Below are 17,303 nucleotides of genomic sequence, written 5' to 3'. Positions count from 1 at the left end.
ATTTGTTTCATATACTTTTAGTGAAAGAATGTATTGTGTACTCATTTGTATTTTTTCCAGACTATCTCACAAACTAATAAAGAAATCAAACGATTAATGAGTGAGGTGAAGTCTAGATGGAAAATGAGAAACGAAATAAGGCATCTTCCGACAATACGGATGAAACAAAATTATATAACCCAGAGGAAAAATATTATGAAAAACAGGGCAAAAACAATAATGCTTCAAGTACTGATGGACAATTGATGAACGAACGAATGCGCGGTGCGGAGTAACTGTCGTCACAAGAAAATAAATAGTAAAGCTGTATTGTCTGGCACCTTGGTGATATAACCTTGGTGCCTATATTTTATCTTCAACCATCGGCTTCAGTATAGGATTACATGTCTTTTTGCACCACTACTTCGAAAATTTGATCCTTATCTCTATGTCACTAAATTAGACATAAGAAAATAACATAAAGAAGTTTTAGGTTTTATATAGAAATAGATAAATGGTTTAATTTTTCATACGTAGCATAATTTATATAAAGGAGGATTTAGCATGTCAGAGACGTTAGGGACTTCCATTAAAACGCTTTTGATTGAAACATTTGAAGGACCAGGGCAAGAGGGTAGTTATTTTACTGAATCAAAACCAAATACCGGTATTTTTGGAACACTGGATGGTTTATCATCAGAAGATGCCTCACATTCGAAACATGGATCGACTATAGCAGCCCATGCAGATCATGTGCGCTATTATTTATGGGTTATACGAAAAAATGATTAGTGGGGACGATTTCGAAAAGAATTGGGAGACAAGCTGGCAGATTCATTGTGATGAAACGAAAATGGGCGGAAATCAGATAGGAATTAAAGAACGAATATACAACTCTGTTGGAGGAAATCAATACCATTGATTTGGGAGAATGGCAGACAAATGTATTGGGGACCGTTGCACATTCATCTTATCATCTTGGGGCTTTGCGGCAAATGGTAAAAACTATTGAACGATAAGGCATTAGTCCTAAAAGGTGTACAAAGACTAAATTGGTGGTATACTGTACATATAGAGCTTGTCTAAGCATATACTAATAAAAACCGTCCATGCTGGTACATGGAACGGCTCCAATAGACTAACCCCAACAAGAGAGCGGTTAGGCACTTTTTGGGAAATGACCCCTCAGCGCTGGGCTAAAGCAAATGAGGGGTTATTTTTTATTTTTATCGGACATGATAAATGCGATTAACATGCCGAAAGAGATCATCAATGTTAATACATTTCCCATATCCATAGGCAACACCTCCCTTCCAGGTTATTTTCCAAGAAGGTAAAAGTGTACCCCACCCTCGTGTGAAGCCAATCTACTGTGGCTTCAGTATAACATATATGACTGTTATAGTCTTGACAATTTCAGACAATTTTGGTATTAGAGAAGAAGAATACATAAAAATTATACATCTAAGCAACAATAAATATAGGATTTCATCGATCAAAATTTATGGAGGGTGCTTAGATGGAACAACAGAACCTACATCAGACATTACAGCAGGCAAGCCAGCAAATTAATGAGGCAAGGGAGGCTGTGCTACAAGCACAGGGTTCCAATATGCAACAACTTGAACAAGCGGAGCAGCAGTTACAACAAGCAGAACAGGAATTACAAAATGCCCAAAATCAAGCTGGTACTGAAGCGACAGAGAACGCACAATTTCAACAGGCTTACGAAGAACTGCATGATATTCGTCAACAAGTGCAAGAGGCTCAGCAGAATAATAATGATGTTTTGTAACTAGTAAGGAATTTTTTTAAGGCTCCCTTAGTGAATTAGGGAGTTTATTTTTTTATAAAAGTAAGCGTTATAAATTAAATGCCTACCGACGGAAATTTCCTATAGAAGAAATAAAGAGTGATTTTCTTAGTGAGTTTGTAGCTTGTAGTGGGATAGAAGAAGCTTTTGAAAATAATTAGGATTAGGAAGGGGAATTGTAAGTGAAAATCGTTGTAACAGCAGACACGCATATTTCAAATAAAGGAAAACAGTTACCAACCTGTCTTCTAAATGAATGTAGGACGGCTGATTTAATTATTCATGCTGGTGATTGGAAGTCATTAGAAGTATACAATACTCTTTCTAGTTATGGTGAAGTTAAGGGAGTATATGGAAATGTCGATAAAGATGCTGTTAAAGAATTTTTTCCCTTACAGCAAGTAGTAGAGGTTAATGGTTACAAAATTGGCATTGTTCATGGACATGGTGATAAAAAGACAACGGAAAAACAAGCATTAGCAGCATTTTATGATAAGGAAGTAGATGTCATTGTATTTGGTCATTCACATATTCCTTTGATCCGATACTTTAAACATGTACTGTTAATAAACCCAGGATCGCCAACCGATAAGCGAAAGCTGCCCTATTATTCATATGGAATTCTTGAAATGGAGGAGAGAATTAGGGCAGAAATTGTATTTTTTGATGGGAGAAGCTAAGAGGGACATGGAACTTTTCCCTCTAGCCCTTTTGCTCCAATTTTTGCCTCTTATGCAACGTATGCTTCGTTCCCCATTCATGCATGGCTGCTAATATTGGTTCAAGGCTTTTTCCATATTCTGATATAGAATACTCTACTTTCGGTGGAACTTGTGGGTATACAACGCGCTCAACAATATCCTCATCCTCTAATTCACGTAATTGCTTCGTTAGCATTTTTTGGGTGATTCCAGGCATACTTCGTTTAAGCTCACTAAAGCGTTGTGTACCTTCTTTTAATAGATTTAATAATATAATTGGCTTCCATTTCCCTACTAAAATACCTAATGCATCTTCTACTCGGCATAATTCTGGTTCAATTTTCATCATTACTCTCCTCCGATAGTATCTTTTTGTATACTATATTACTTAAAAGTGCGTACTTATGTTTTTGATGATTATAAACTATAATAACATAGTGCAAAGCAAGCTTAAATGAAATAATAAATTATAAATAGCGGGACAAGGGGTCAGTCCCTCCGTCCCGGAGAAAAATTGGGACAAGGGGACTGACCCTTTGTTTCTGTGGAAAGTATGGTGAGGATAAATGGAAAAGTATCGTATTGATGAGAGTAAAGGATTGGAATTTGGTATTTATACACTTGGTGATCATTTGCCAAATCCTTTAACAGGTGAGAGAATTTCTGCGGAACAACGTATCCATGAAATTATTGAATATGCTAAGCTAGCCGAACAGGCAGGCATTGATTTTTTTAGTGTTGGTGAAAGTCATCAGGAGTATTTTGCTACACAAGCGCACGCTGTTGTTCTTTCAGCTATCGCACAGGCAACAGAAAAGATGAAGATTGCAAGTTCTTCTACAATTATCAGTACATCGGATCCAGTTCGTGTGTATGAGAATTTTGCAACGTTGGATTTGATTTCGAAGGGTCGTGCAGAAATTATTGCAGGTCGAGCATCGAGAGTCGGTCTTTATGAATTGTTAGGCTATAACCTTCGTGATTATGAAGCATTATTTGAGGAAAAATTTGATTTGTTACTTAAGATTAATGAAGAAGAAGTTGTTAATTGGAGTGGAGAATTCCGTGCACCATTAAACAATGCGAAGGTTCTGCCGCGGCCACAAAATGGGTCCATGCCAATTTGGCGTGCAGTTGGCGGATCTCCTGCTAGTGCGATAAAAGCTGGTTATGCAGGTGTTCCGATGTTTATGGCGCATTTAGGAGGACCAGCTTCCATTTTCAAACGAACGATTGATGCTTATCGTGAGGCAGCGGGACGTCGCGGTTTTGATACATCTAAGCTGCCAGTTGCAACTGCAGGATTCTTCTACGCAGCTGAAACGTCACAACAAGCTCTGAAAGACTTATATCCTCACATTAATGAGGGTATGAAAAAAACGAACGGGCAAGGTTTTCCTAAGCAGCACTTTGCACAGGGCGTTGATCCGCATAATATCATGAATATCGGTAGTCCACAGGAAATCATTGAAAAAATTCTCTATCAGTATGAGTTATTTGGCCACCAACGTTACATTGCACAAATCGATTTCGGTGGAATGCCATTTGATAAATTAATGAAAAATATTGAGTTGATTGGTACCGATATATTACCAGCAATCAAAAAATATACAGCAAATAAATAGGAGGTATCCAACATGAAGATTGTCGGGTTATCAGGTTCAAAAGTCGGCTCAAAAACAAGAACGGCTATGGATTATACAATTAAGACTGTTACAGAAAAATATCCAAATATAGATGTTACATTGATTGACCTTGCTGAATATGATGTTCAGTTTAGTGATGGACGTAATTATTTGGAATATGAAGGGGACACAAAATATGTTGCGCAATCATTAATGGAAGCAGATGCGATTATTATTGGTACACCAATTTTTCAAGCGTCCATACCAGCAACATTGAAGAACATTTTTGATTTACTTCCGATAAATGCATTTCGTGATAAAGTTGTCAGTATGCTTGTGACAGCGGGTTCATCAAAACATTACTTAATTGTAGAACAGCAATTAAAACCAATTTTGACCTATATGAAAGCACAAATTGTTCAAACCTATGTATTTATCGAGGAAAAGGATTTCTATCAAAAAGAAATTACAAATGACGATGTATTTTTCCGGATCGATCGTTTAGCGGAAGATACAGTAATATTAACAGAAACTTACACAAACATCCGTGAAGCAAAAGAAGCAGAATACGGATTTTAAGCGGGACAAGGGGACAGGCTCCTTGTCCCGCTCTTTGTGGGAAGGGGGGACTGACCCTCTGTCCCGATATTGTAAAACGTTCTGTATTGTTATAAAATATATATGAATTAAAAAAATATTTATTCATATATATTAAAAGGGGTGTTTAAAGTGCCTAGAGGTTTTACGGAGCAAGAGAAAGAAAAGATTAAGGAAAAGTTGATGGTGGAAGCGAAATATCTTTTTAGTCAATTTGGTTTGAAAAAGACCAGTATTCAAGAATTGACCAAATCTGTTGGAATTGCACCTGGATCTTTTTATACTTTTTTTAATTCCAAAGAGGAACTGTACTTTGAAATCATTGAACAGGAAGAGGAATCAATCAAAAGGGAATTTATGAATTTTGATATAACCAGTGCCCAGGACCCTAAACAAGCAATAAAAAACTTACTTCTACATGCGTTGACCATGATAGAAGAGAACGTTTTAATCAATCAACTTCTTTTTGACAACAATTATGATATATTGCTTAGAAAATTACCAAAAGAGAAATTAGAAGCGCATTTGGAAAATGATTCTGACACATTAGCCCAGATAACGTCTAAATGGAAGGATTTAGGTATTCTTCGTAAGGTAGATGAAGATGTGTTAGCAGGTTTATTTCGCGCTTTGTTCACCATGAGTCTTCACAAGAATGAGATTGGAGAAAATGTTTACCCGCAAACCCTAGAATTATTAGTAGATTTAATCGTTGATGGTCTTTTCAGGAAGGAGAAATAAGCGATGCGAGATATGATATATACGCATAATCTCACGAAAAGCTATCAAGATTTTCAAGCAGTTGATCATGTTTCATTACGGGTGAAAAAAGGTGAAATTTATGGGTTTTTAGGATTGAATGGTGCGGGAAAAACCACTACAATTCGCATGCTGCTTGGAATGATTCAATCCACTTCTGGATCATGCTTTATCAATGGTCAAAGGGTAAGTGCAGGTAATTATCATACATGGAAACAGGTTGGTTATATGGTAGAAACTCCATATTCGTACCCAGAGCTTACTGTTAGAGAAAATCTAGAACTAACATGTAGATTGCATCGAGTTCAGGCTAATTCAGCAGTTGGACGCGTGATAGAGCAACTGAAATTAACGAAATATGAACATAGAAAAGCAAAACATTTATCGATGGGGAATGCACAAAGGCTTGGTATAGCAAGAGCGCTTCTTCATGAACCACAGGTTTTATTATTGGATGAGCCTACAAATGGATTGGATCCTGCTGGAATTGTAGAAATCAGGGAGTTATTACAGGAACTGGCATCTACTAAAGGCACAACTATCTTTATCTCCAGTCATATATTAGGGGAAATTTCTAAAATAGCAACGAAAATTGGTATCATCCATAATGGAAGTTTAATTCAAGAACTGCGAAAAGAGGAACTGGAGAAACAACGTATTGTAAAACTATTAATAAACACACGGAATATAAAAGAATCGCTTAAAATCTTATCTAATAAAGGGTACGCCGTGAGTGAGAATGAAATTGGATTGTTGGAAATTCAAAGTAACGAGGCAGTTACGTATCCAGAAGAACTGGCAAGAATTTTAGTAAGAGCCGATCATCCACCGACAATGCTATATGTTGACGAAGAGGATTTAGAGTCTTACTTTTTACGTATTATCGGAAGAAAGGGGGGAAGGGTTCTATGAATCAAATGCTTAACATTATCGCAACAGAATTTTTCAAGTCTCGTAAATCGAAAGTTATTTGGATCACCTTTATTGCTTTTACGCTGTTACCGATCATGGGTGGGTTTTTTATGTTTGTTTTGAAAAATCCTGCTGTGGCAGAAAAGTGGGGGTTACTTGGGGCAAAAGCGCAACTTGCTGGAAGTGCAGATTGGCCATCCTATTTTGGTCTTCTTGCACAAGGAATTGCTATTGGTGGCCTACTTGTATTTGGTTTTATTACGAGCTGGATTTTCGGCAGAGAGTACACGGATCGAACGGTAAAAGATTTGCTTGCTCTTCCTTTTCCACGGATATATATTCCTATTGCTAAATTTATAACTACATTCATATGGTCATTACTTCTAGCAGTGTGGGTCATTGGTGTAGGGTTTTTTGTAGGGGGAATTATCGGGTTGCCGCAGTGGTCCAGCACAGTGTGGGAACATGGACTTTTTGTGCTAGTTGTAACGTCTGTGCTAACGATTATTTTAAGTACTCCCGTGGCGCTTTTCGCGTGCTATGGCCGAGGTTATTTAGCCCCAATTGGATTCGTTATTATGACGATGATCTTGTCACAAATTGTTGCTACTGTCGGTTATGGAAGTTATTTTCCATGGGCAATACCGGCTTTATTCAGTAATGTGAGTGGAGAAGGTAATCTGTTAAAAGCTACAAGTGTGATAATCATCTTCGTTACAAGTTTAATAGGTTTAATCAGCACATTAAGCTACTGGAGATTCGCAGACCATAACGGATAATAGGGTGGGACACGGGGTCAGACCCTATGTCCCATTACACTTCCTTTGATGATAGTGGTAAAAACAGTTTAATTCCACGTTTATTAAACGGGAGTAATTTACTATCTGTGATTAAATGGCTGATATAGCCTATTAGGCAAGTATAAAAGACACCTTCAACACCGAGAGACAACTCCAGTTTGGAAGCAATGAATCCAACGAAAAGAATTCCTACTATCGAATGCGTGTAACTTCGATGTGCCACAAATGATGCGATTAAAATGTATACTCCAAGTAACATCAACCAGATTTCCTGTAAATTAATTCCTCCAGCTAAGACACCTATCCCAGTAATTGTCAACATATGTTTCTGTCTGATAGATGAGGCAATGGCCATCAATCCAAGTCCGATTCCTATCCCGAGGTATCTCGTCGTATTTGTTGCCTCGTAAATACTGTAAATGATCATTAGAATACCGATTAATTGTCCAACTGTCTGAAACATTTTATGAGACAGGGTGATTTTGCCACGAAGTTTTCCATCAATATCGAGGTCAGGAATCAATCCTGAAACCGTACCTAAGCTGACCAACAAGAATGTTGTAGTCGGGCTTGATTGAAAATTATTTGCGACAATAAATCCTGTTGCAGCGCCTACTGCTGCATGTGCAGTACCATTCACGTAAATAGCTCCTCTGTAAAAAATTGGTTGTTCTTCTTCTGACACCATCCTATAGTTTACAACAAAATGTATGTTCTGTTTAGATGGGAATAAAAATTGGGACAATGGACCTGACCCCCTGTCCCAGTCCTAAAGATGTTTAGAGTGGTAATTTTCCGGTAATTAGTGTATAGAAAATATTATTTTATAGGGGGTTTACTTAACATGAGGCAAAAGAAAGACGGAGGGGTTAGCGCGAAATTAATTGATTATCGGATTTTCCTTCCTTCTTTGATTATTATAATTGCAATTTGCATACCATTTTCATTGAATGAAAGTGATTCATTAGAATTAATGAACAACCTATTTAATCAAATTGTTGAGAGTTTTAAATGGGGCTACATATGGTATACGATTATTTTAGTTATAGCTGGCCTTTATTTATCGTTTTCTAAATATGGAAATGTCGTGCTTGGAGATCCGACGGAGAAGCCAAGGTTTAATTTATTTGAATATGCTTCCATTTTAATCGCGATGGGGCTCGGCTCAACTATTATGCGGACGGGGATGATTCAATGGACGGCTGTTGCAAATGATCCGCCTTTCGGTGTTGAGCCTGGTTCAACGGAAGCGCTCATGTGGGGGAATTCCTACAGTATGTTTATGTGGAGCTTTCAGGTTTTTGCTATATTTGTGATGGCTGCGCCTGCTATGGGATATATTTTACATGTGCGGAAAAGACCATTTATGCGAATTTCTGAGGCTTGTCGGGTTATTTTTGGTGACCATTTTACAGATGGAGTTGGTGGGAAAATATTAGATGTTATTTTCCTTGTTAGTATTTTATCCGGTGCAGCAGTGACTTTAGGACTGGGAACGCCAATTATAACGTACAATTTGGCTGACATTTTCAACTTAGAAATTAATTTTATGTTAACATTCATTGTTACGCTAGTTTGGGTATGTTTATTTTCAATTAGCGCTTATTTAGGCATAGAAAAAGGGATTAAGAAATTAAGCACGCTTAATATGTATTTAGCAGGTGCTTTTGCGCTATTCATTATAATTATCGGACCTGGTGTCTTTATTCTCGATTATTTTACAGACAGTGTCGGTTTTCTTGTATCGCATTATATTGATTTATCTCTTTATACGAACTCATTGGACATGAAAGGTACCACACACATTGAAAGCCATACTGTTTTCTGGTTTGCTTACAGTGCTACATGGGCCATGCTCCACAGTGTTTTTGCCGCAAAGATCTCAAGAGGCCGGACAATAAGAGAAATGATTTTAACCTATTTATTGGCTCCTACTCTTATTTCTTGGGTAGCAACAGGAGTGCTTGGTGGTCTAGGGGTCCATCGATTTCTCATAGGTGAGCTTACAGTACTTGATATTGTAAAAGAAGATAAAATGGCGGCAATACCGGCAATATTGAATTCATTGCCCTTACCTACAATTGCTATTGTGATTTTCATCATTATTGCAACGATTTTCTTAACAACAACACTGGATTCAACAACGTATACCATTGCATCATATACTGGTACTAAAAATATGAGTAAAGCAGAGCCTTCAAAGAGTTTACGGATTATTGTTGCTGGAGTAATTACGGTGCTAGCTTTATTATTAATGCGAGTCGGTGGTCTGCCTCCATTGGAAGTGCTTTCTGGAATAATGGGGATACCAATTATAGCTATCCAATTTCTAACTATTTACGCTGCTAAAAAAATGATGGATCAGGATAAAGCTTGGATCAATAATGTAAGAAAAGATAAAAATCAAGTCATTAAACGCGGTTGATGTTTTATCAACCGCGTTTATTATTTAACTTTAGAACTATTTTTGATAATACTAGTTTAATTATTAAATAACTAAAATAGGACAATGAAGTTAAAAAGAACAGAAAGAAAAGTGATTCTGTGACCTTATTCGATGGGAATGAAACCGCCAATGCATACATTAGTAAATTTGTTATAGCGATAAATTTTGCCTTATCACCGAAATCCCAGTATATAAATTTGTTTATTTTTCGAAATTGTTTTATGTAATACTTAAAAATAGGATACACCAACTTTCTATATTTTGCTCATATGATTTCCTAATTGGAAAAAATTATTCTGTGACAAGGGGTCAGTCCCTTCGTCCCGCCACCAATTGTGACAAGGGGACTGACCCCCCGTCCCAACTGTTTGAAAAAATGTAAAATTGACACTTGACAGTTTTTTGTGCCTCCGTTATGATATGTACAATTCTTAAAAATTGAATATTTCCTTATCAAGAGTTGGGGGAGGAATCTGGTCCTGTGATCCCACAGCAACCGTTACTTGTAACAAGGTGCTAATTCCAGCAAGCAATTGCTTGAAAGATGAGATGATGTGTATTGAATAAAAACCTCTTCCTCATCGGGAGAGGTTTTTTAAATTCCGCTAATAGTAATATTTGTGGGATTTACTATGTAAAAACCAAGTAAACAAATTGGAATAGATTAATTTTACGGAAGGGGAGGATAGGAAGCAAACTGTTTCATTTTATTGGGACAAAGGGACTGACCCCCTGTCCCGCAAATTTTTGGGAAAAGAGGTTAAGATTTATGGTTAAACAAATTCATTTAAATGGTTTTATTCAAAATTCGCCTTCTCCGCACTCAACTGGATTGTGGAAGCATGACAAGGATCAAGGTACGACACACAACAGTTTAGCTTATTGGGTGGAAGCAGCACAAATTCTCGAGCGGGGGAAATTTGATGCAATGTTTATTGCTGATGTATTAGGAACGTACAGTGTTTATGAAGATAGTCATCATGCAGCTGCAAAGGGCGCTGTGCAGTTACCGGCCCATGATCCACTAATTCCGATTTCTGCTATGGCGGCGGCAACTGAATATCTGGGGTTTGCACCGACAATATCTGCTACATACGCACAACCCTATGCATTAGCACGTCAGCTGTCAACACTTGACCATATAACAGGAGGAAGGGTTGCATGGAATGTAGTAACGTCCTATTTGGAAAGTGAAGCAGTCAATCTTGGGCTATCTAGCCGTCTTCCAAAAGAACTCAGGTACGACCGTGCTGATGAATTTTTGGAAGTCGTTTATAAGCTATGGGAGCATAGCTGGGAAAATGGGGCTGTTGTTTATGATAAGGATCGTGACACTTTTGCAGACCCGATGAAGGTTCATTTGATCAACCATGAAGGTGAGTTCTTTCATGTTCCAGGACCGCATTTGGTTGAACCGTCACCTCAGCGTACACCAGTATTGTTTCAGGCAGGGGCTTCTCCAAAAGGTAGAGATTTCGCTGCCAAACATGCTGAAGCTGTTTTTACGAAAAATCACTCCCTAGATGCATTGAAGGAATATAGCGCGGATATACGGAGACGGACGAAGCTGCAGGGTAGAAATTCAGAAGATGTACGTATCTTCCCAATGATTCTGCCGATAATCGGATCAACGGAGGAGGAAGCGTACGCAAAGTATGAAGATTTGACCGATCATGTCAGCTATGAAGGCACGGCTTCTTTATTGTCCGGCCATACCGGAATTGACTTTTCCAAATATGATCCGGACCAGTACATTGAAGATATGGAAACAGATGCGGTTCAGGGAAATTTGGATATGTATGCAAAAGATCCAAATAAAAAATGGACATTACGGGAAGCTGTAAAAAATCATGGTCTTGGCAATGGAACTGTGAAATTTATCGGAACGCCAGAACAAATTGCAGATAAAATTGAAGAATGGGCTATAGAGGGGGATGTGGATGGGTTTAACATTGCTCAAACGTATTCACCAGGAACGTTTCTAGAATTTGTTGATCATGTCGTGCCAGAACTACAGAATCGCGGGATTTATCGGCAAGAATATGAGGGAAAAACATTACGGGAAAATATGTTTGGAAAAGGACATGTGCACCTACCTGCTAATCATCCTGCGAAAAAGCTTGGTATTACTCAAACCCAATAAGAAGGGGAGATTAAATCTTTCCCTTCAATATTTTCAACATTACGTGAAAGGAGACAGAAATGAGTACAGTTACACTCTATACATGGATAGGTTTTGCTATATTTCTAGTTGTCATGTTTGCACTTGGTTACATCAGTGCCAAAAAAACGAAAAATGTCAGTGATTTTGCTATTGGCGGTGGAAGTCTCGGACCATATGTACTCGGTCTATCCTTTGCCGCAACATATTTAAGTGCTGCTACATTTCTTGGCTATCCAGGTTGGTCTCATGATTGGGGTTTTTCAAATCTTTGGCTGTTTTTGGCAATCATTGGTGGAGGGCCAATTGGTGTATTAATGGTAGCCAAGCGCGTAAGAAGATTGAATACAGGACAAAAATCGCTTTCATTACCGGATTGGCTTGGTGACTTTTACAACAGTGATATTTTACGAGTCGGAACAGGTTTGATTTTGCTTTTTAATATATTTTATATTGCGGGACAGTTTGTAGCGGGGGCACGTATATTTGAATATCTGCTTGGTATGTCATATACAGGTGGATTGATATTTATTGCAGCAATCGTAATCGTATATGTTTTTGCCGGTGGGGCGTTTGCTGATATTTACACAGATGCCGTTCAAGCTGTTATGATGGGCATCGCGGGTATATTTATTTTTGTTTCTGGAATTGTATTGTTCTGGGACGGGAGTATTACTGCAACATTTACTGCCATTACCCAGAATTTGGCCAATCAGGACGTTAATTTGGTAAAAGTATTTAATCCTGATTCGACCCATTTTTATTCCATAGGTGTTGTAACTGGTGCTATTATTATTCAATGGGCATTTGCATCTGCTCCTCATTTATTCAACAAAGTACTTGGGTTAAAAAGTGAAAAGGATCTTGGGAAGATGATTTTGACGTATGTCATTGCCGCTATATGCTCCCTTGTTATTCTATTTGGGGGCTTGTACAGCAGAGCCGCACTCGGTGATAATGTTGTTGCTGCTGACCTAGCCTTAATGGAATATGCGACTTGGGCGTTTCCTGCGATTATCGTAGCGATTCTTGGAGTAGTTATACTCGCTGCTGCTATGTCAACGACAGATGGTTTATTCGTTTCAATCTCGACCGTATTCGCTAATGATATTTTTCTAAAAGTCTTAGTCAAAAAACGGATTATCAATGTTAATGATCAAAAGGCACAGAAAATTGCCCTTCAAATCAGCCGAATGGCAGTCCCATTGGTTGGCATGGCAGCCTTTCTAATTGTGTTAAAGCCACCAGCTTATATGGGGGATGTTATGTGGATTGGTATTTCAGGTATAGCTGCAGGAACAATGGGACCAATTCTCTATGCTGTTTATGGAAAGAAAAAAGCTTCTGCAAGGGCTGCAGAACTATCGATGGTTGTCGGTTTGCTTTCCTATCTAATCCTCTATTTTGGAGGAATTATCCCAAGCACAATGTCAGCAGGTGCAGTTGCAACCTTTATCGGTATCGCCACGATTGTTATCCTGGCACGAATTTTTAAAGAACCACAAACTGTGAAAAAGGTAATGGTTGAGGAAGGGTATACAAAAGCAAATTAAGGAAAGGATGAGTTGAAATTTTTGTTAATCCGATGCTTTCCGTATGGCTATATGGATTTATAACATTTCTAGTAATCATAGGATTCTCACTTTGGAAATGGTATTTTACAAAATAAAAGGAAAACAAGGAAGCTAGCTAGAATGATAGTGTAGTAGATGATTTTCTGCAGGGAGGTTTTATTATGACACAAATAAAAATAGCAACGTTGAAAAACTATGTAAATGGAAAATGGATTGAGGCAAAATCTGATAAAACAACAGAAGTTTATAATCCAGCAACTGGAGAGGTAATTGCTCATGTCCCTATTTCCTCTGCTGATGATGTGGACAACGCGGTGGAAGTAGCTGCAGAAGCTTTCCAAGCGTGGAAGGAGGTACCCGTTCCCAAACGTACACGTATTTTATTTAAGTATCAACAATTACTCGTCGATAATTCGGATGAGCTAGCTGAAATTGTAACGGTTGAAAATGGAAAAAGTATTAAGGAAGCAAAGGGGGAGGTTCAACGAGGTATTGAAAACGTTGAATTCGCTGCTGGAGCACCTTCCTTAATGATGGGGGAACAGCTACCATCCATTGCTGATGGTCTGGAATCAGGTGTATATCGCTATCCAATTGGTGTTGTTGGTGGAATTACACCCTTCAACTTTCCGATGATGGTTCCATGCTGGATGTTTCCAATCGCTATCGCAACCGGTAATACGTTCGTATTGAAACCGTCAGAAAGGACACCTTTACTTGCAAATCGATTGGCTGAATTACTAGAGGAAGCAGGATTGCCAAAAGGTGTATTTAACATTGTTCATGGTGCACATGATGTTGTGAATGGGTTGCTGGATCATAAAAAAGTTGCCGCCATTTCTTTTGTAGGCTCACAGCCAGTAGCTGAGTATGTTTACAAAAGAGGTACAGACAATTTAAAACGAGTTCAAGCACTCTCTGGGGCAAAAAACCATTCGATCGTTTTACGTGATGCCAACTTAGACAATGCAACAACGCAAATTGTAAATGCTGCATTTGGTTCTGCAGGAGAGCGTTGTATGGCAGCTTCTGTGGTAGTGGTTGAAGATTCCATTGCAGATGAATTTATCGCATTACTTAAACAAAAAGCGAATGATATAAAAATAGGTAATGGTTTGGACGAAAGTGTCTTCTTGGGTCCGGTTATCCGTGAAAATCATAAAGAACGTACACTTCGCTATATCGAAACCGGTGAAAAGGAAGGGGCAAAACTGATACGTGATGGACGATTTGATAGTGATCAAGAGCGTCAAGGGTATTTTATAGGGCCTACTATTTTCGATAATGTAACGTCTGAAATGAAAATTTGGCAGGATGAAATTTTTGCGCCTGTTCTATCGATTGTCAGAGTAAGGGGGCTTGATGCAGCAATTGAGTTAACAAATCAATCACGTTTTGCCAACGGTGCATGTATCTTTACAAAAGACGGAGGCGCTGTAAGGCAATTTCGTGAAACGATTGATGCAGGCATGCTTGGTGTGAACATTGGTGTACCAGCCCCAATGGCATTTTTCCCATTCTCAGGATGGAAAGATTCCTTCTATGGTGATCTGCATGCTAATGGAAAAGATGGATTGGCGTTTTATACTCGTCAGAAGGTGATTACTACTCGCTGGGTATAAAAGTAGTGAATCGATTTTGTATTCCATAATATAATCAATTTGTAGAAGCGGAGTTAATAGGAAACCTTCATTACGAGGTTTCCTTTCTAATTTTACAACGAAAATTATTTCCGTATTTATTTAATCTTTTCAACTTTAAACTAATATCTGATAGAATATAGGTAATTATTAGAACATTGGATCATTGAGTAGGGTATAGTAACGAATGTTATTAGAAGAATAAATTGTTTGTGAAGGGGTTATGTAGAATGGATCAGTTTGTATCTCCCAAAAAAATCTATCATGGGGAAGGATCTCTTACCAAGTTGGAAGATATTTTAAAAGATTTAAAAGCAACAAAGATTTTTATTATAACAGATCCTATGCTAAAAAGTCTTGGGGTTATTGACCCTGTTCTGGAAATACTGGAAAGACAAAATGCGCTAGTTGAATTAGGAGAAAATGTAGTACCTGAACCTCCTGTGAAAATTGGTAATCAAGTAGTTAATGAAGTTCGCAAAATCCAACCTGATTTAGTAATTGGTATTGGTGGTGGGAGTGCTTTGGATTTAGCGAAGGCTGCTGCGGTATTAGCTGGCAATGACGGACGAGTGGAAGATTATTTAAATTTAAGTAGTACAAAAAAGTTATTAAATAAAGGGTTACCAAAAGTACTAATACCGTCAACAGCGGGAACTGGTGCAGAAGTTACAGATATAGCGGTCTTTTCACTAGAAAATACGAAAGATGTAATTACACATGAATACCTTCTTGCTGATTACGCTATCGTCGATCCTACATTAACGTATACCTTACCGCCAAAAGTAACAGCAGCAAGTGGGATAGATGCACTAACACATGCGATTGAGGCCTATACATCCGTTAATGCAAGTCCTTTAACCGAATCGCTTGCACTAGATGCTATGAAAAGAATAGTAGAAAATATTCGAACTGCGGTATGGAATGGTAATGATAAACATGCAAGAGAACAGATGGCATTAGGAAGTTTAATAGCTGGTTTAAGTTTTTATAATGCGGGAGTTGCAGGTGTACATGCCTTAGCTTATCCTCTAGGTGGTTTATTCAAATTATCACATGGTGAATCTAATGCAATACTTTTGTCATATGTATACGATCAAGTATGGATGGCATGTATCGATAAAATGAAAAATGTGGCTAAGGCTTTTTCACTACCGATAAACGAAAAAAGTGATAGAGAAATTGCTCAGCAGGTTGTAAGGAGTTTACAAGATTTAATCAAAGATGTTGGGTTGCCGACGACATTACGTGCCTATAATATTCAGTCAAAAGATATTGAAAACTTAACAAAGAATGGGGTAAAACAAAAACGGCTACTCAATAGAAGTCCTAAAACCTTAGATGAAAATTCTATCAAGCAAATATATACTAATGCATATGAAGGAGTATTGCAAAACTCATAATCTTTGGGTAGATTTATCAAATTTTATAAGGATGAGCGAAAATGTATAAAACGATTATAGAGCCAAGAGTTTCAGAAACTGATGGCGTCGGTCATATTAACAATACAACCATTCCAGTTTGGTTCGAGGCAGCACGGAATAAACTATTCAAATTATTTACCCCAGATAGTTCGTTTGCTAATTGGAAAATGATTATTCTAAATATGAATGTTGATTATGTAGACCAGATTTATTTTGGAACAAATATAAACGTGTACACATGGGTGAAAAAAATAGGGAATTCAAGTTTACAGCTATACGAGGAAATTTGGCAGGATGAGCGCTTATGTGTAAAAGGAAATGTTACCTATGTGAATTATAATCTACGAAAAGAAAAGTCTGAACCAATTCCTGACTCAATTAGAAAAGAATTAGAATTGCACGTGCTTTAAGTCCAAGTCTTCCAAAAAAGGTTGTCTGTAAGATGCGCATCTCACATCGCCCAATCATACTGAGTGGCAAATAAATATTCTTCCCTGCATCAAACAATAAATGAAGGAAATGAAGACAAATTAACACATTGACCCATAGGAGGTTGCTCATGCACATATAATTTTAAGTATATTGAGGAAGGGAGTATGAAAAGGAAATATTCTTGGGAAAGTTCTGAGTGGAGTCTTAGTATATATGCTCTCTTGATATGTATTGGAGTGATTGTTGGAAGTATGATAGTAAATCCTGATTTTATCTTGATCTATATATTAGGAGCATTAAGTGGTTCATTATTAATAGTTGTCATAAACATTTTTTATGTGATTTACACAAAAAGAAAATCGAAATTAAAGAAGTGAGGTTAAAAATAAGTGTTATAAAAAACGCAAAGCCTGCTCATTAATAAACAGTCTTTGCGTATA

17 protein-coding genes and 1 riboswitch are annotated in these 17,303 nt (G+C 37.7%); of the genes, 15 read left to right on the top strand and 2 right to left on the bottom strand.

Features of this window, described 5'->3' with window-relative positions; genetic code table 11:
- Positions 1-116: 116 nt before the first annotated feature.
- The 4 genes from CS937_RS19315 to CS937_RS02570 all read left to right on the top strand — a co-directional run bounded on the left by CS937_RS19315 (position 117) and on the right by CS937_RS02570 (position 2,472).
- A complete protein-coding gene (locus CS937_RS19315) occupies positions 117-275 on the top strand; it encodes a hypothetical protein (RefSeq protein ID WP_176555716.1) in 159 nt (52 codons plus the stop codon).
- 268 nt (positions 276-543) lie between these two features.
- Positions 544-771, top strand: coding sequence for a hypothetical protein (locus CS937_RS02580; protein WP_099156927.1), 228 nt, complete (start codon positions 544-546; stop codon positions 769-771).
- 727 nt (positions 772-1,498) lie between these two features.
- Entirely contained in the window at positions 1,499-1,774 is a 276-nt protein-coding gene (locus tag CS937_RS02575) for a hypothetical protein (RefSeq protein ID WP_099156926.1), read from the top strand.
- 200 nt (positions 1,775-1,974) lie between these two features.
- Positions 1,975-2,472, top strand: a complete 498-nt coding sequence (locus tag CS937_RS02570; RefSeq protein ID WP_099156925.1) for a metallophosphoesterase family protein — start codon at positions 1,975-1,977, stop codon at positions 2,470-2,472.
- Positions 2,473-2,494: 22 nt separating this feature from the next.
- Here CS937_RS02570 and CS937_RS02565 read toward each other — a convergent pair whose 3' ends face one another.
- A complete protein-coding gene (locus CS937_RS02565) occupies positions 2,495-2,839 on the bottom strand; it encodes a winged helix-turn-helix transcriptional regulator (RefSeq protein ID WP_099156924.1) in 345 nt (114 codons plus the stop codon).
- A gap of 220 nt (positions 2,840-3,059) precedes the next feature.
- On the opposite strand from CS937_RS02565, the gene CS937_RS02560 reads away from it, so the two are divergent.
- The 5 genes from CS937_RS02560 (at position 3,060) to CS937_RS02540 (ending at position 7,165) form a co-directional block, all read left to right on the top strand.
- Entirely contained in the window at positions 3,060-4,118 is a 1,059-nt protein-coding gene (locus CS937_RS02560) for an LLM class flavin-dependent oxidoreductase (protein ID WP_099156923.1), read from the top strand.
- A gap of 12 nt (positions 4,119-4,130) precedes the next feature.
- Complete coding sequence (locus CS937_RS02555) at positions 4,131-4,697, top strand: NADPH-dependent FMN reductase (RefSeq protein WP_099156922.1); 567 nt, start codon at positions 4,131-4,133, stop codon at positions 4,695-4,697.
- A gap of 150 nt (positions 4,698-4,847) precedes the next feature.
- On the top strand, positions 4,848-5,456 hold the full coding sequence (locus CS937_RS02550; protein ID WP_099156921.1) for a TetR/AcrR family transcriptional regulator: 609 nt from the start codon (positions 4,848-4,850) through the stop codon (positions 5,454-5,456).
- A 3-nt stretch (positions 5,457-5,459) separates the two neighbouring features.
- Positions 5,460-6,386, top strand: a complete 927-nt coding sequence (locus CS937_RS02545) for an ABC transporter ATP-binding protein (RefSeq protein WP_099156920.1) — start codon at positions 5,460-5,462, stop codon at positions 6,384-6,386.
- On the top strand, positions 6,383-7,165 hold the full coding sequence (locus tag CS937_RS02540; protein WP_099156919.1) for an ABC transporter permease: 783 nt from the start codon (positions 6,383-6,385) through the stop codon (positions 7,163-7,165). The genes CS937_RS02545 and CS937_RS02540 overlap by 4 nt, the downstream gene beginning before the upstream one ends.
- A 34-nt stretch (positions 7,166-7,199) precedes the next feature.
- Here CS937_RS02540 and CS937_RS02535 read toward each other — a convergent pair whose 3' ends face one another.
- Positions 7,200-7,826 carry a metal-dependent hydrolase gene (locus tag CS937_RS02535; protein ID WP_099157758.1) on the bottom strand — a complete coding sequence of 209 codons (627 nt, stop codon included), beginning with the start codon at positions 7,824-7,826 and terminating at the stop codon, positions 7,200-7,202.
- A gap of 204 nt (positions 7,827-8,030) precedes the next feature.
- Here CS937_RS02535 and CS937_RS02530 point away from each other — a divergent pair, with 204 nt between their 5' ends.
- The 6 genes from CS937_RS02530 (at position 8,031) to CS937_RS02505 (ending at position 16,841) form a co-directional block, all read left to right on the top strand.
- Positions 8,031-9,611, top strand: a complete 1,581-nt coding sequence (locus CS937_RS02530) for a BCCT family transporter (protein ID WP_099156918.1) — start codon at positions 8,031-8,033, stop codon at positions 9,609-9,611.
- A 468-nt stretch (positions 9,612-10,079) separates the two neighbouring features.
- Positions 10,080-10,183, top strand: a riboswitch (SAM riboswitch).
- Positions 10,184-10,401: 218 nt separating this feature from the next.
- A complete protein-coding gene (locus tag CS937_RS02525) occupies positions 10,402-11,775 on the top strand; it encodes an LLM class flavin-dependent oxidoreductase (protein ID WP_099156917.1) in 1,374 nt (457 codons plus the stop codon).
- A 59-nt stretch (positions 11,776-11,834) separates the two neighbouring features.
- Positions 11,835-13,346 carry a sodium:solute symporter family protein gene (locus tag CS937_RS02520; RefSeq protein WP_099156916.1) on the top strand — a complete coding sequence of 504 codons (1,512 nt, stop codon included), beginning with the start codon at positions 11,835-11,837 and terminating at the stop codon, positions 13,344-13,346.
- Positions 13,347-13,528: 182 nt separating this feature from the next.
- Positions 13,529-14,989 carry a CoA-acylating methylmalonate-semialdehyde dehydrogenase gene (locus CS937_RS02515; protein WP_099156915.1) on the top strand — a complete coding sequence of 487 codons (1,461 nt, stop codon included), beginning with the start codon at positions 13,529-13,531 and terminating at the stop codon, positions 14,987-14,989.
- Between the two features lie 248 nt (positions 14,990-15,237).
- On the top strand, positions 15,238-16,410 hold the full coding sequence (locus tag CS937_RS02510) for an iron-containing alcohol dehydrogenase (RefSeq protein ID WP_099156914.1): 1,173 nt from the start codon (positions 15,238-15,240) through the stop codon (positions 16,408-16,410).
- A 41-nt stretch (positions 16,411-16,451) separates the two neighbouring features.
- Positions 16,452-16,841, top strand: a complete 390-nt coding sequence (locus tag CS937_RS02505) for an acyl-CoA thioesterase (RefSeq protein WP_099156913.1) — start codon at positions 16,452-16,454, stop codon at positions 16,839-16,841.
- Positions 16,842-17,303: the final 462 nt, after the last annotated feature.

The organism is Virgibacillus ndiopensis, assembly GCF_900187325.1.
Taxonomy (GTDB): Bacteria; Bacillota; Bacilli; order Bacillales; family Amphibacillaceae; genus Virgibacillus_E; species Virgibacillus_E ndiopensis.
The sequence above is the reverse complement of the archived record's forward strand: the minus strand, read 5'-3'. Positions and strand labels throughout refer to the sequence as shown.

Coding starts and splice junctions, on each gene's coding strand:
- CS937_RS02560 (WP_099156923.1), top strand. CDS start 3,060: ATGGAAAAGTATCGTATTGATGAGAGTAAAGGATTGGAATTTGGTATT.
- CS937_RS02580 (WP_099156927.1), top strand. CDS start 544: ATGTCAGAGACGTTAGGGACTTCCATTAAAACGCTTTTGATTGAAACA.
- CS937_RS02505 (WP_099156913.1), top strand. CDS start 16,452: ATGTATAAAACGATTATAGAGCCAAGAGTTTCAGAAACTGATGGCGTC.
- CS937_RS02575 (WP_099156926.1), top strand. CDS start 1,499: ATGGAACAACAGAACCTACATCAGACATTACAGCAGGCAAGCCAGCAA.
- CS937_RS02525 (WP_099156917.1), top strand. CDS start 10,402: ATGGTTAAACAAATTCATTTAAATGGTTTTATTCAAAATTCGCCTTCT.
- CS937_RS02540 (WP_099156919.1), top strand. CDS start 6,383: ATGAATCAAATGCTTAACATTATCGCAACAGAATTTTTCAAGTCTCGT.
- CS937_RS19315 (WP_176555716.1), top strand. CDS start 117: ATGGAAAATGAGAAACGAAATAAGGCATCTTCCGACAATACGGATGAA.
- CS937_RS02530 (WP_099156918.1), top strand. CDS start 8,031: ATGAGGCAAAAGAAAGACGGAGGGGTTAGCGCGAAATTAATTGATTAT.
- CS937_RS02515 (WP_099156915.1), top strand. CDS start 13,529: ATGACACAAATAAAAATAGCAACGTTGAAAAACTATGTAAATGGAAAA.
- CS937_RS02510 (WP_099156914.1), top strand. CDS start 15,238: ATGGATCAGTTTGTATCTCCCAAAAAAATCTATCATGGGGAAGGATCT.
- CS937_RS02565 (WP_099156924.1), bottom strand. CDS start 2,839: ATGAAAATTGAACCAGAATTATGCCGAGTAGAAGATGCATTAGGTATT.
- CS937_RS02545 (WP_099156920.1), top strand. CDS start 5,460: ATGCGAGATATGATATATACGCATAATCTCACGAAAAGCTATCAAGAT.
- CS937_RS02555 (WP_099156922.1), top strand. CDS start 4,131: ATGAAGATTGTCGGGTTATCAGGTTCAAAAGTCGGCTCAAAAACAAGA.
- CS937_RS02520 (WP_099156916.1), top strand. CDS start 11,835: ATGAGTACAGTTACACTCTATACATGGATAGGTTTTGCTATATTTCTA.